Raw genomic sequence first — 12,499 nt, 5'->3', positions numbered from 1 at the left:
CCCGAGGCTGGCAGGACAATGAAAACGGGCACCGCGAGGTGCCCGTTTTGGTCATCAGTGGCGCAGACCGGTGCCCCGAGAGATAAGCCACCAGGCGATACCGTAGAGGGCCACGATGAAGCCGATGATGATGAGGTAGGCGGTGCCGAGTGGCACGTCGGAGATGCCGAGGAAGCCGTAACGGAACGCATTCACCATGTAGATGATGGGGTTCACCTGGGAGACACCCTGCCAGAAGGGGGGCAGCAGGCTGATGGAGTAGAACACCCCGCCCAGATAGGTGAGCGGCGTCAGCACGAAGGTGGGGATGATGCTGATGTCGTCGAAGGTCTTGGCAAACACCGCGTTGATAAGGCCACCCAGCGAGAAGAGGATCGCGGTGAGCAGCACGGTGAAGCAGACGCTGAACAGATGGTGGATCTGCAGCGGCACGAAGAAGAGCGACACCAGGGTGACGATGAGGCCGACACAGAGGCCGCGTGCCACGCCTCCGCCCACGTAACCGGCGATGATGACGTAGTTGGGCACCGGCGCGACCAGCATCTCCTCGATATTGCGCTGGAACTTGGCGCTGAAGAAGGAGGAGGCGACGTTGGAGTAGGAGTTGGTGATCACCGACATCATGATGAGGCCGGGCACGATGAACTCCATGTAGGTGAAGCCACCCATGTCACCGATGCGCGAACCGATCAGGTTGCCGAAGATGACGAAGTAGAGGCTCATGGTGATGGCCGGTGGCACCAGGGTCTGGATCCAGATCCGGGTAAAGCGGCTCACCTCCTTGGCCAGAATGCTCTTGAAGGCGATGTAATAGATGGCCAGATTCATGCTTTTCTCCCCTCTTCGACCAGATTGACGAACAGCTCTTCCAGCCGGTTGGCTTTGTTGCGCATGCTCACGACCTGCACCTGCTGGTTCGACAACTGCTCGAACAGGCTGTTGAGTGACTGGCTCTTGTCGAGATCCACCTCAAGAGTGCGCTCATCCGGCATACGGCCGTTGAACTCTGGCACCTCGGGTACGGCAGAACCTGGCGCAAGGTCGAGCAGGAAGGTCTCGCGACCCAGCTTGCCCAGCAGATTCTTCATGCTGGTGTTCTCGATCAGCCGACCCTTGTCGATGATGCCGATGTTGCGGCAGAGCATCTCGGCCTCTTCCAGATAGTGGGTGGTGAGGATGATGGTGACGCCCTGCTCGTTGAGATCCTTGAGGAAGGTCCACATGGAGCGTCGGATCTCGATATCGACCCCGGCGGTCGGTTCATCGAGGATCAGCAGCTTGGGCTCGTGCATCAGGGCGCGGGCGATCATCAGGCGGCGCTTCATACCGCCGGAGAGGGTGCGGGCAGGCATGTCACGCTTCTCCCACAGATCGAGCTGACGAAGGTACTTCTCGGCGCGGATCTTGGCTTCCGCCTTGGGTACGCCGTAGAAACCGGCCTGATGGGTGACAATCTGGATCACCTTCTCGAACTGGCTGAAGTTGAACTCCTGCGGCACCAGTCCGAGCTGGGCCTTGGCCTGTTCCAGATCGCTGTCGATGTCGTAGCCAAACACCTTCACCTTGCCGGCGCTCTTGTTTACCAGCGAGCTGATGACGCCGATGGTGGTGGATTTGCCCGCGCCGTTCGGGCCGAGCAGGGCGAAGAAATCCCCCTGCCTGACGGTAAGATCGATGCCTTTAAGGGCTTCAACGCCCCCCTGATAGGTCTTTTTCAGGCCGCTGATTTCCAGTGCGTTCATTGCAACCTCTGTGATGGTTGAATCCGGCTCGATACAGAAAAGGCGGCCAAGGCCGCCTGCACAGAGTAAAGGGCGCAAGGCCGCTTCACCCGTGATATTCATGAACCTGGCTTACTCCTGGGGTACCACTTTGCCGATAAACGGCAGGTTGCGGTACTTCTGGGCGTAGTCGATGCCACAGCCGACCACGAATTCGTCCGGAATGGCGAAGCCAATCCAGTCGACCGGCACCTGCACTTCGCGGCGGGAGGGTTTGTCCAGCAGGGTGCAGATGGCCAGGGATTTTGGCTCGCGCAGGGAGAGGATCTCGCGCACCTTGTTGAGGGTGTAACCGGTGTCGATAATGTCTTCCACGATCACCACATCCTTGCCCTTGATGTCATCGTCCAGGTCTTTGAGGATGCGGACGTCACGGGTGCTGTGCATGCCGGAGCCGTAGCTGGAGGCGGTCATGAAGTCCAGGGTGATGGGCAGCTGGCACTGGCGGCAGAGGTCGGCCAGGAAGATGCAGGAACCGCGCAGCAGCGCAATCATCACGACTTCGTCAGAACCCTGATAGCGGGCGGTGATCTCTTCACCCAATTTGGCGATCCGGGCGGCTACTTCAGCCTCGGAGATCATCACCTCGACGGTGTGTTTCATCACTTACTCCCATAAGGCCAAAGGGGATTTGGCCGTTCATGAATATCAAAACCGATGATTCTACCACTCATGTTGAAGGGTGCTAGAGATACGTGGTGCTTTTATCGGCTTATTTTAATTGATAGAGTTAGCAGGCACTCAGGCATGATTAGTTAAAATACTATAAACACCATAATCAATAACTATTAGATGATAAAAACTATGGAACCACGCGCAGAAATAAGACGTCGTACCCGGCTGTCGCCGGAAGCTCGTCGCTCCCAATTGATGGAATGTGCCATCGAGGTGTTCTCCCGTCGCGGCATTGGCCGTGCAGGTCACGCCGAGATAGCCGAACAGGCCAAGGTCTCTGTGGCTACCGTCTTCAACTATTTCAACACCCGCGAGGAGTTGGTAGATGAGGTGCTGGCCGAGATCGAACGCTTTGTGAACCAAATGCTGTCGCAGGCATACGGTGACCAGGGCTCCATTTTCGACAAGATCCAGCGTCATGTACGCCTCTCTGTCGATGCCGCCTACGATCAACCGGATTATGCCGGTATCTGGCTGGAGTGGAGCTCATCGGTTCGGGAAGAGGTATGGCCCCGCTATACCCGGCTGCTCGATCACTGCCTTGAGCTGATCGCCAGCGAGCTGCAAACCGCCATGGATGCAGGGGAGATCACCAGCGTGCTGTCAGCACAGGATCTGGCCCGCTCTTTGACCGGTTTTGGCTATGTGATGATGCAGATGATCAATCAACCTCAGCGCCCGGCGCGCCAAGAGGTGACTGATTTCCTGTTCAAGTACGTGACGGCGCCAATTCAGGCTCGCTAACACGGCTTAACGAAAAAACGGCGTCACTCATTGAGTGGCGCCGTTTTTTTATGGCCGAATGTGGTGGTCAGCTCAGTGGTGGCCATAGCCCCAGCGGTGGGTCAACTCATGCTCGACACCCAGATGATCGAGGATGCGGGCGACCATAAAGTCCACCAGATCCTCGATGCTTTTCGGCTCATGATAGAAACCGGGGGCAGCGGGCATGATGGTCACCCCGAGCCGTGTCAGTTTCAGCATGTTCTCCAGATGGATCGCCGAGAAGGGGGTTTCGCGGGGCACCAGGATCAGCTGGCCGCGCTCCTTGATCACCACATCCGCCGCCCGTTCCAGCAGGTTGTCAGAGGTGCCGTTGGCAATGGCCGAGACGGTGCCCATGGAGCAGGGGCAGACTACCATCTGCTTGGGCGCTGCCGAGCCGGAGGCCACCGGCGAGAACCACTCTTCCTTGCCACAGGCGACTATCTGACCCTCTTTGGCGCCATATTGGCGACAAAGATAGGCTGAGAGCTCTTTCGGGGAGCCGGGCCAATCCTGCTGCTGCTCTGTCTTGAGTACCACACGAGCCGCCGAGGAGGCGAGCAGGTAGACCCGATAGTCCGCCTGCACCAGACACTGGAGCAGGCGCAGGGCGTAGGGTGCGCCGGAGGCGCCGGTCAGCGCCAGGGTGATCGCTTTGTTCATAGTTCGCCGTGGTAATCCTTGAGGCGGGCGATCAGCTTGTCATGAATGCCACCGAAGCCGCCGTTGCTCATGATCAGAATATGGTCGCCATCGCGGCTCTCGGCCACCAGCCGGTTGATCAGGGTCTCCAGATCGTTGAATACCTTGGCGGGTCGGGTCATATGGGCCGTCACCTCGCCGAGATCCCAGCCGATGTTGGGGGGTTGGAAGAAGAACACCTCGTCGGCGCCATCGAAGCAACCTGCCAGCTCCTCCTTGTGCACCCCCAGCTTCATGGTGTTGGAGCGTGGCTCCAGTACCGCCAGAATACGGGCCTTACCCACCTTGGCGCGCAGGCCGCCGAGGGTGGTCTCGATGGCGGTGGGGTGGTGGGCGAAGTCGTCATAGACGCTGATGCCCGCCACCTCGCCCTTGAGCTCCATCCGCCGCTTGGGGGACTTGAACTGGCAGAGCGCCGCGATGCCATGCTCCACCATGACACCGGCATGACGGGCGGCGGCAATGGCCATCAGGCCGTTGTTGACGTTGTGTTCGCCGATGCACTCCCAGTGCACTTCGCCCTGTTTCTCGCCATCCAGCCACACCTCGAAGGCGGAGCCGTCATCGGCCAGCTTGACCGCCTTCCACTTGGCGTCGTTCTGACCCACCTGCTCCACTTCGCTCCAGCAGCCCATCTTGCGCACGGCGGTGAGGTTGTCATCGGCTTGCGGGAATAGCACCCGGCCGTTGCTCGGCACGGTGCGCATCAGGTGGTGGAACTGGCGCTGGATGGCGGCGAGATCCGGGAAGATGTCCGCGTGGTCGAACTCCAGGTTGTTCATCACCAGGGTGCGCGGGTGGTAGTGGACGAACTTGGAGCGTTTGTCGAAGAAGGCGCAGTCATACTCGTCCGCTTCGATGACAAAGAAGGGAGCAGAGCCGAGACGGGCGGAAACCGGGAAGTTGCCCGGCACGCCGCCGATCAGGAATCCGGGCTCCAGCTTGGCGTACTCCAGCACCCAGGCCAGCATGCTGGCGGTGGTGGTCTTGCCATGGGTGCCGGCGACGGCCAGTACCCAGCGATCCTGCAGCACGTGCTCCAGCAGCCACTGGGGGCCGGAGATGTAGGGTAGATTGCGGTCCAGCACATATTCAACACAGGGGTTGCCGCGGCTCATGGCGTTGCCAATCACCACCAGATCCGGCGCCGGAGCGAGTTGGGAGGGGTCATAGCCTTCGGTCAGTTCGATGCCCTGTTGCTCGAGCTGGGTACTCATGGGGGGATAGACATTGGCATCCGAACCGGTTACCCGGTAACCAAGCTGTTTTGCCAACACCGCCAGACCACCCATAAAGGTGCCGCAGATCCCGAGAATGTGAATATGCATACCGCTTCCTTTCGCAGTAAAGGGAAGTGCGCATTCTAGGGGGTGTTGCGGTGGTGGCACAAGCCGCACTCATGGTGAGAGGCCCACAGATGCAGCACCGGAGGCAGAAATCTTGGCGCTGTTGGGATATGCGAGATTGGAATGGGCTGGTGGGTTTTATTTGAGGCTTGATATTGTGTCGCACTTTCTTACAATTCTTCGGTTTTGTGACGCACGCTACAGTTTTACGATATTGCCCTTTTCCAAAGGAGACTCCCCATGGGCAAGTTCCTGCTTTGCTATCTGGTCGGTGGTCTGGTGGCCATCAGTTGGGCTGCGTTGCCCGCTCATGGTCCCTGGGATCAGTGGGACCTCACGATTTTTCATACCGTCAACGGCTGGCTCGGGCAGTCGCCGTTGTGGGCCGATCTGGTGGCCATCACCAATAACCGGCTGTTCGATCTGGCGGTGCTGGCCTGCATGGGGCAGATCCTGGCCAGCTGTTTCTTTGCACGGGATCTGGCGGGTCGTCGCCAACTGGTGGCGATGGGTATAGTGATGCTGCTGAGTGCACTGGTGATCAACCAGCTTGGTCACAGATTGCCGGTAGAGCGACCCAGCCCGACCCTGATGGTGGCCGATGCGCTGCGGGTCACCCAGATCAGCGGCATTCCGACCAAGGACTCTTCTGGCGATAGTTTCCCCGGCGATCACGCCCTGTTTCTGATGATCTTCGCCGGCTACGCCTTGCGTTATCTGCCGCGCTGGGCGGGAGTCACCGCATTGCTGATGGTGCCGATCTTTTCCGCACCGCGCATTCTGGCTGGCGCCCACTGGTTTACCGATGTCTATGTCGGCGCGCTGGGGCTGGCGACCCTCTGTCTGCCCTGGTTGCTGCTGACTCCGCTGGCGGATCGGCTGATAGACCGCATTGCCCCCCGATTGGCCAGATTGCCACTGCTGCGCAGTCAGACCCACTGATTGAACGTCGCAAAATAAAACGCCCCGACATGAAAATGTCGGGGCGTTTTGTTATCCACCCGCGAGAGATCAGCCTTGATAGCCGTTTGGGTTGTTGCTTTGCCAGCGCCAGGTATCGACCATCATCTGCTCCAGACCGCGCTCTGCCTGCCAGCCCAGCTCGGCACGGGCCAGCGTCGGCTCTGCCCAGCACTCGGCGATGTCGCCCGGGCGACGGGGTTTGATCTGGTAGGGAATGGGTCGGCCGCTGGCCGCTTCAAACGCCTTGACCATCTCCAGTACCGAGTAGCCCTGACCTGTGCCCAGGTTGTAGGTGAAGACGCCGGTGTCGCTCTTGATGCGCGCCAGTGCTTTCAGGTGGCCGATGGCGAGATCCACCACATGGATGTAGTCACGTACGCCGGTTCCATCCGGGGTCGGGTAGTCGTTGCCAAATACCCCCAGCTCCTTGAGCTTGCCCACGCCGACCTGACTGATATAGGGCAGCAGGTTGTTGGGGATACCGTTGGGATCTTCACCAATCAGGCCGCTCTCGTGGGCGCCGACCGGGTTGAAGTAACGCAGCAGTACGATGGCCCAGCGGGGATCGGATTTGGCGAGATCACGGAGGATCTCCTCCACCATCAGCTTGGAGCGACCATAGGGGTTGGTTGCGCTGGTGGGGAAATCTTCCCGCAGCGGCACCGAGGCGGGATCGCCATAGACGGTGGCCGAGGAGCTGAATACCAGGCGGAAAACCCCGGCCCTGGCCATCTCTTCGCACAGCACCAGAGTGCCGCTGATGTTGTTCTGGTAGTAGGTGAGCGGGATCTGGCTCGACTCCCCGACCGCCTTGAGACCGGCGAAGTGGATGACCGATTCGATCTGGTGGTTGGCGAACAGCTGCTGCAGGCAGGCTCTGTCCAGCACATCCCCTTCGATGAAGGTGACCGGCTTGCCGGTGATCTGCTCGACCCGCTTGAGTGACTCCGGTGAGGAGTTGGAGAGGTTGTCGAGTACCACGACCTGCTGCCCCGCGCCGAGCAGCTCAACCAGGGTGTGGGAGCCGATATAGCCGGCGCCCCCTGTGACCAGTATTGTCATTTTTTATCCCGTGTTCTGGTGAAACTGGGGCAGAGTCTACCCGTCCTGCCCGCTCGGGAAAAGGTTGAGATACCAATGAAGCCCTTTACGTATCTCAATAATCGAGACTTATATCCCCTTTTGCGGTGCAGGAGCAGGCCAGAGCAACGCCGCTCTCCAGATCCTGCGCACTCAAGGTCATCACGCTCTGGCGCTCGATGTCACCTGTGGTGGTGCAACGACAGCTGCCACATACCCCGGCGCGGCAAGCAGCCATTATGGTTTCGCCCGCCGCTTCCAGTGCCGCCAACAGGGTCTGACCCGGCAGGATTTTCACCTTATTGCCGCTCTTTTTCAGGGTCAGCCAGAAGTGGTCGCTGGTGGTCTTGGTGGGCTCTGCGGGGGGAAGACCGAAGGACTCCTGATGTAGCTGCTCCGGCGGCAATCCCAGCTCCGTCAGCATGGTCCTGACCGCCGTCATATAGGGTGCCGGGCCACAGAGATAGACGTGGCGTTCGCGCAGATCCGGGGCCAGTTCGGCCAGCATGGCGGGGGTGAGTCGGCCAATCCAGGGGTGATCTGCAGGGGCATCCTCCAGAATCAGGGCATGGCGTACACCGGCATGGGCCTCAGCCAGTGCAGCCAAGTCATTTGCGAAGATCACATCTGCTGGCGAGCGGGCGCTATGGATAAAGCGGATATCGGCATCCGGCCGTTTGGCGAGCTCGTCCCGCAACATGGCCCACATGGGGGTAATGCCGGAACCAGCGCTCAAGAGCAGTGGCCGTTTGCAAGGGAGGTTGGTCAGGTTGAAATCGCCGAACGGCCCATCCACCCGGATCTCGTCGCCCACTTGCAGGGTCTGGTGCAGATGGCGGGAGACCCGTCCCACATCCTTGATGGTGACCTGCCAGCATGCATCCTGCGGGCTGGAGGAGAGGGTATAGGCGCGGCACTCCGGCTGGCCGTTGATCTCGGTATGCAGGGTGATGCACTGGCCAGCCAGCACGGGAGGGAGGCTGCCAGAAAGCGGCGCCAGCTGCCAGCTCACGACGTCGTGGGTGTTCTGTTGGCGGCCAATGCAGGTGAGCGTGAGAGAGGTCATCACAAGGCTCCTTGGGTTTGATAAGGTTTGAAACGGTTTGAAAAACGTCTGGTGAAAAAGCCGGGTCCAGAAAAAAGGCGAGCCGGGCGGCTCGCCAAACGCTTACAACATGAAGTGCCGATCAGGCCGCCAGGATCTCGGCCAGGTCAGCCTCGGCCGTGGTGGTCCCTTTCAGACCGAACTGCTCTTCCAGCACCTTGAGCAGGGCCGGGGTGAGGAAGGCGGGGGCGGTCGGGCCGGTACGAATGTCTTTCACCCCGAGGGAGAGCAGGGTGAGCAGAATGACGATGGCTTTTTGCTCGAACCAGGAGAGCACCAGCGTCAGCGGCAGATCGTTGACCCCGCACTCGAACGCCTCGGAGAGTGCCAGCGCCAACTGGATGGCGGAGTAGGCATCGTTGCACTGACCCACGTCCAGCAGACGCGGAATGCCGCCGATGTCGCCAAAGTCGAGCTTGTTGAACTTGTATTTGCCGCAGCCCAGGGTGAGCAGCAGGCTGTCGCGCGGTGCCGCCTTGGCAAACTCGGTGAAGTAGGCGCGCTCGGCCTTGTCGCCGTCACAGCCACCCACCAGGAAGAAGTGGCTGATCTCCCCGGCCTTGACCTTCTCGATCACCGCGGGTGCTGCCTGCATCAGAGCGTTGCGGGCAAAGCCGATGGTGATGAAGTGTTCGAGTTCGGTGTGTTTGAAGCCTTCCAGCGCTTGGGCCTTGGCGATCACGGCGGAGAAATCATCCCCCTCAAGATGGGTGACGCCCGGCCAGCCGACGATGGAGCGGGTGAAGATGCGGTCCGAGTAGTTGCCCACGTTCGGGTCGATGATGCAGTTGGAGGTCATCACCACCGCGCCCGGGAAGTTGGCAAACTCCTTCTGCTGGTTCTGCCAGGCGGATCCGTAGTTGCCCACCAGATGGGGGTACTGCTTGAAGAAGGGGTAGGCTAGCGCAGGCAGCATCTCACCATGGGTGTAGACATGGATACCGGTCCCCTTGGTCTGCTCCAGAATGAGCTTGAGATCCATCATGTCGTGGCCGGAGACCAGAATGCACTTGCCGGGGATCGGCGTGACCCTGACCCGGGTCGGTTCCGGGTGGCCGAAAGCACTGGTTTCACCGAGATCCAGCATCTCCATGATTTTGAAGTTGAGCTGACCGATCTCCATGGCACAGCTGAACAGCCGACCCATTTCGCTCGGATCTGTGCTGAGCCAGCTCATGATGCGGTGGAATTCGGCGGCCACCTCGTCACTCTGCTGATCCAGCACCCGGGCGTGCTCCATATAGGCGGCGGCGCCCTTGAGGCCGTAAAGACAGAGCAGACGCAGCCCCATGATGTCTTCGTTCACTTCGCTCTTGCCCCGATTGGGTGCGGCTGGTGCGGCATGGGCAAGTTGTTCCAGCAGTTCGGCACCGGGTTCGAAGTAAGCGGACTGTGGCAAATCGTTCACCTGCACCGCCATAGCGGTCAGACGATCGGCCAACTGCTGGCGATAGGCGAGGGCCTGATTGACGTAGGCCACGATGCGATTCGAGTCGAAGTTGACGTTGGTGAGGGTGGCGAAGAAGGCCTTGGGCACGAAGGCATCGATCTCGCGATCCATGATGCCCTGCTCGCGGGCGGCCAGCGCCCAGGCGCTGAGCCCCTGCAGGGTGTAGATCAGCACATCCTGCAGATCCGAGGTTTCAGCCGTCTTGCCGCACATACCTTGTGCGTAGGCACAGCCGTTGCCAGCCGGGGTACGAATTGTCTGTTCACATTGCACACAAAACATCATGCCTCTCCTAATTGGACATTTCAGTTGTCTGTTTTGTGGCGATTCTATTCCTCTCGCGGAAAACTTAATAGGCATTCAATTTGCCAATTAAGATTCCCTTGATGCAGATCAAAAACAAAAAAAGCCGCCCAAACAGGGCGGCAAGCGGGTGGATAAAAGGAGAGACAACTCAGGTTTGCAACAGAACATAACAATCAGACGGATTGGGCCGTGGTCTGGTCAGGAGCTTTCGGCCCGGAACTTACTCAACCCAGCATACGTACGCTGTAGTCGGCTTGGTTCACTATCAGGCCAGATAAGCGCGCAGCATCCAGACCAGTTTTTCCTGCTGCTGCACATAGTCGGAGAGGATGGAGGCAGTGCCCTCATCACCGGCTTCGGCGGCCTGGCCCAGAATACGGCGCTGGGCGACCAGCAGTTCGCGGAAGCTCTCCAGCAGGGATTCGACACAGGCGCGGCCATCGTGCAGCCCTTTTTGCTCCGGGATGGCAGAGACTTTCAGATAGTCGCTGAAGCTGTGCATTGGCACGCCATCCAGAGTCAGGATCCGCTCGGCCAGTGCATCGACTTTCAACAGCAGGTCGTTGTAAATCTCTTCAAATTTCAGGTGCAGTTCGAAGAACTGGTTGCCACGGATATTCCAGTGGAAGCCGCGCACGTTCATGTAGAGGATCTGGTAGCTGGCCAGCAATTTGTTCAACTCGGCTGCCAGGGCTTGTGATTGAGCAGTATCAAGACCAATCGGGCTTTTCATCATTCACCTCCAGATTTGGAAATCGGTTTGAAATTCTCTTTCGGAACGCAGTCAGAGTAACGCCTTGCAAAATGCAGGGACAATTGCTTGTGCCTAACTGTTTGATAGCTAAAGGCTATCAAACAGTACGCAGCAACAGGGGCAATGGATGAGTATTAGGGGAAGTATTTTTCGAGCAGCGCCATCAGGATGGCCTGACACTCGCGGTCCGGTTTGCTATCGACCCTGCTGGCGCGAAAGTGGAGCTGAAAGGCGCCCATGACGGCGCGGCTCTGCTCATCCCACTGGCCAGTCTGGGGCAGGCCATAGCCATAGCGGGCCAGTTGCTGTTGCCACATGGCCGCATCCCAATCGGGCAAGGGGCTGGCCAGTAACTCGGCCACCCGACCTTCATCTGGCCAGGCGCCGACTCCGTACGTCAGATAGAGCTGGCGCCAGGGGAAGTGAGGGCCGGGATCCTGCTTGCGCTCGGGAGCGACATCGCTGTGGCCCAGCACCTGGGTCGGTGGAATCTGGTAGCGGGCGGCCAGCTCCCGGCTGAGGGCGCCGACGGCGGCAATCTGCTGCGGGGTATAGGGTTGCCAGCGGCGGGCATCGGGGGCCAGCGGCTCATCTTCTGCTGGATAGCCGAGGTTGACGATCTCGATGCCAAGGGAGCTGGCATTGAGCCCGGCATATTGGTGCCAGCGGCTGCGCCCTGCATGCCAGGCGCGCGCGTTGTCCGGCACCAGCTGATAGACGGTGAGCGGTGTTTCGTGGCTGTCGCGGGGGATCAGGTAGTGGGCGCTCACCTTGTGCTCCGGCTCGGTCAAGAGGCGCAGGGAATTGGCATCATCTTCATCGGTGTAGTGGAGGATCAGAAAGGCGATCCGCTCGTTCTGGTTGGCGCTCTGATAGCGGGTCGAGAGCTGGTACTCGGACGGAGTACAACCACCCAGCAGCAGAACCAGTGGCAGAAAGAAGAGGGGAAGAAGACAGCGCCAGCGCCATCCCCCTGCCACAGCCAGGCTGCTGAGCGTGGGAGGAGTGAGTCGCTGGCACATGTCGAAGGCCCTGTCTGGTCAGTCGCGCGGCTGGTTAGCCGCGGTATTTGGCCGTGAGACCGATCAGGAAGTTGCGCAGGATCTGATCCCCGCAATCCTGATAGTGCTTGTGATCCTTGGAGCGGAACAGGGCACTGAGCTCGGACTTGGAGAGGTTGAAGTCGGCGAGCTTGAGGGTACCGAGCATGTCCTCTTCCTTGAAGTTGAGACCGATGCGCAGCTTGCGCAGGATCATGTTGTTGTTGATCCGGTTCGGGATCACCTGGGCCGGTGCATCTTCCCGCACGCCGCGGCGGGCGATGATGAAACCGTCGAGGAACTGGCTCAGGGCCGAGTCGGGACAGGCGACATAGCCTGCTTCTTGCTCTTCACCTTCCGCTGCCTCTTTCATCAACCAGCTGTGCAGCTGGGCGTGAGTGACCGTCAGGTTGCCCTTGGCAAACATCTCGACCATCTGGTCGTTGCTGATGGTGAGGGCGTAGCGCAGACGGCGCAGAATATCGTTGTTGGTCATGCTGACTCCTGTGTAAACGGCGCAACTTTACCATCT

At 59.6% G+C, this 12,499-nt stretch carries 13 protein-coding genes; 2 read left to right on the top strand and 11 right to left on the bottom strand.

Translation table 11 applies throughout. The features are described 5' to 3' along the window. Positions 1–54: 54 nt before the first annotated feature. From I6L47_RS10160 to hpt, 3 genes are all read right to left on the bottom strand, one after another. Positions 55–828: an ABC transporter permease gene (locus I6L47_RS10160; protein ID WP_019445351.1), complete on the bottom strand. Its 774-nt coding sequence runs from the start codon at positions 826–828 to the stop codon at positions 55–57. Further along, entirely contained in the window at positions 825–1,742 is a 918-nt protein-coding gene (locus I6L47_RS10155) for an ABC transporter ATP-binding protein (RefSeq protein WP_005354634.1), read from the bottom strand. Before I6L47_RS10155 ends, I6L47_RS10160 begins: the two co-directional genes overlap by 4 nt. A 111-nt stretch (positions 1,743–1,853) precedes the next feature. Next, a complete protein-coding gene (gene hpt, locus I6L47_RS10150; protein ID WP_005335618.1) occupies positions 1,854–2,384 on the bottom strand; it encodes a hypoxanthine phosphoribosyltransferase in 531 nt (176 codons plus the stop codon). A gap of 201 nt (positions 2,385–2,585) precedes the next feature. Between hpt and I6L47_RS10145 the strand changes: the two genes are divergently transcribed. Next, entirely contained in the window at positions 2,586–3,200 is a 615-nt protein-coding gene (locus tag I6L47_RS10145; protein WP_042079938.1) for a TetR/AcrR family transcriptional regulator, read from the top strand. 72 nt (positions 3,201–3,272) lie between these two features. Here the strand turns inward: I6L47_RS10145 and I6L47_RS10140 are convergent, their stop codons facing one another. Next, on the bottom strand, positions 3,273–3,884 hold the full coding sequence (locus tag I6L47_RS10140; protein WP_216949260.1) for a flavin prenyltransferase UbiX: 612 nt from the start codon (positions 3,882–3,884) through the stop codon (positions 3,273–3,275). Next, complete coding sequence (mpl, locus tag I6L47_RS10135) at positions 3,881–5,251, bottom strand: UDP-N-acetylmuramate:L-alanyl-gamma-D-glutamyl-meso-diaminopimelate ligase (protein WP_216949259.1); 1,371 nt, start codon at positions 5,249–5,251, stop codon at positions 3,881–3,883. Before mpl ends, I6L47_RS10140 begins: the two co-directional genes overlap by 4 nt. 258 nt (positions 5,252–5,509) lie before the next feature. On the opposite strand from mpl, the gene I6L47_RS10130 reads away from it, so the two are divergent. Continuing rightward, positions 5,510–6,211 (top strand): phosphatase PAP2 family protein, encoded by a 702-nt coding sequence (locus tag I6L47_RS10130; RefSeq protein WP_216949258.1) that lies wholly within the window; start codon positions 5,510–5,512, stop codon positions 6,209–6,211. A 69-nt stretch (positions 6,212–6,280) separates the two neighbouring features. Here I6L47_RS10130 and galE read toward each other — a convergent pair whose 3' ends face one another. From galE to I6L47_RS10100, 6 genes are all read right to left on the bottom strand, one after another. Then, entirely contained in the window at positions 6,281–7,294 is a 1,014-nt protein-coding gene (gene galE / locus I6L47_RS10125; protein WP_100652867.1) for a UDP-glucose 4-epimerase GalE, read from the bottom strand. Between the two features lie 94 nt (positions 7,295–7,388). Beyond that, positions 7,389–8,378 carry a hybrid-cluster NAD(P)-dependent oxidoreductase gene (locus I6L47_RS10120; protein ID WP_216949257.1) on the bottom strand — a complete coding sequence of 330 codons (990 nt, stop codon included), beginning with the start codon at positions 8,376–8,378 and terminating at the stop codon, positions 7,389–7,391. A gap of 121 nt (positions 8,379–8,499) precedes the next feature. Further along, positions 8,500–10,149 carry a hydroxylamine reductase gene (gene hcp / locus I6L47_RS10115; RefSeq protein ID WP_216949340.1) on the bottom strand — a complete coding sequence of 550 codons (1,650 nt, stop codon included), beginning with the start codon at positions 10,147–10,149 and terminating at the stop codon, positions 8,500–8,502. Positions 10,150–10,438: 289 nt separating this feature from the next. Continuing rightward, positions 10,439–10,906, bottom strand: coding sequence for a Dps family protein (locus I6L47_RS10110; protein WP_021229540.1), 468 nt, complete (start codon positions 10,904–10,906; stop codon positions 10,439–10,441). A 155-nt stretch (positions 10,907–11,061) separates the two neighbouring features. Continuing rightward, positions 11,062–11,949 carry an N-acetylmuramoyl-L-alanine amidase gene (locus I6L47_RS10105; RefSeq protein ID WP_216949256.1) on the bottom strand — a complete coding sequence of 296 codons (888 nt, stop codon included), beginning with the start codon at positions 11,947–11,949 and terminating at the stop codon, positions 11,062–11,064. A 34-nt stretch (positions 11,950–11,983) separates the two neighbouring features. Next, positions 11,984–12,463 (bottom strand): DUF1456 family protein, encoded by a 480-nt coding sequence (locus tag I6L47_RS10100; RefSeq protein WP_005335594.1) that lies wholly within the window; start codon positions 12,461–12,463, stop codon positions 11,984–11,986. Positions 12,464–12,499 lie beyond the last annotated feature (36 nt).

The organism is Aeromonas sp. FDAARGOS 1417 (genome assembly GCF_019046985.1).
In the GTDB taxonomy this organism is placed as follows: Bacteria; Pseudomonadota; Gammaproteobacteria; order Enterobacterales; family Aeromonadaceae; genus Aeromonas; species Aeromonas veronii.
The sequence above is the reverse complement of the archived record's forward strand: the minus strand, read 5'-3'. Positions and strand labels throughout refer to the sequence as shown.